1 protein-coding gene is annotated in these 1,058 nt (G+C 66.8%); it reads left to right on the top strand.

Features of this window, described 5'->3' with window-relative positions; all coding sequences use genetic code 11:
• Positions 1-3 precede the first annotated feature (3 nt).
• Positions 4-1,058, top strand: a 1,055-nt coding sequence (locus WKR98_RS29205) for an S-(hydroxymethyl)glutathione dehydrogenase/class III alcohol dehydrogenase (protein WP_341435416.1), incomplete at its 3' end; no start/stop codon positions are given.

The raw sequence follows: 1,058 nt of genomic DNA on the forward strand, positions 1-1,058 counted from the left end.
CCCATGAAGACCAAAGCCGCGATCGCCTGGAAGGCAGGCGCGCCCCTGACCATCGAAGAAGTGGACCTGGAAGGTCCGCGCGCCGGCGAGGTGCTGATCGAGGTCAAGGCCACCGGCATCTGCCATACCGATTACTACACCCTGTCGGGCGCCGACCCCGAGGGCCTGTTCCCCGCCATCCTCGGCCACGAGGGCGCCGGCATCGTCGTCGATGCCGGCCCCGGCGTCTCCACCCTGAAAAAGGGCGACCACGTCATTCCCCTGTACACGCCCGAGTGCCGCCAGTGCAAGTTCTGCCTGTCGCGCAAGACCAACCTGTGCCAGGCCATCCGCACCACCCAGGGCAAGGGCCTGATGCCCGACGGCACCAGCCGCTTTTCCCTGGACGGCAAGCCCATCCACCACTACATGGGCACCTCGACCTTCTCGAACTACATCGTGGTGCCCGAGATCGCCGTGGCCAAGATCCGCGAGGACGCCCCCTTCGACAAGGCCTGCTACATCGGCTGCGGCGTGACCACCGGCGTGGGTGCCGTGGTCTTCAGCGCCAAGGTCGAGGCCGGCGCCAACGTCGTCGTCTTCGGCCTGGGCGGCATCGGCCTGAACGTCATCCAGGGCGCCAAAATGGTCGGCGCCGACAAGATCATCGGCATCGACCTGAACCCCGAGCGCGAGGCCCTGGGCCGCCAGTTCGGCATGACCCACTTCGTCAACCCCAAGGACGTCGCCAACGTGGTCGACCACATCGTCCAGCTCACCGACGGCGGCGCCGACTACAGCTTCGAGTGCATCGGCAACACCACCACCATGCGCCAGGCGCTCGAGTGCTGCCACAAGGGATGGGGCCAGTCCTTCATCATCGGCGTGGCCGCCGCCGGCGCCGAAATCGCCACCCGCCCCTTCCAGCTGGTCACCGGCCGCGAATGGAAAGGCTCGGCCTTCGGCGGTGCCCGCGGACGCACCGACGTGCCCACCATCGTCGACTGGTACATGGACGGCAAGATCAAGATCGACGAACTCATCACCCACACCCTGCCGCTCGAACGCATCAACGAGGG

The sequence above is a fragment of the Pigmentiphaga sp. YJ18 genome (assembly GCF_038066655.1).
GTDB lineage: Bacteria > Pseudomonadota > Gammaproteobacteria > Burkholderiales > Burkholderiaceae_B > Pigmentiphaga.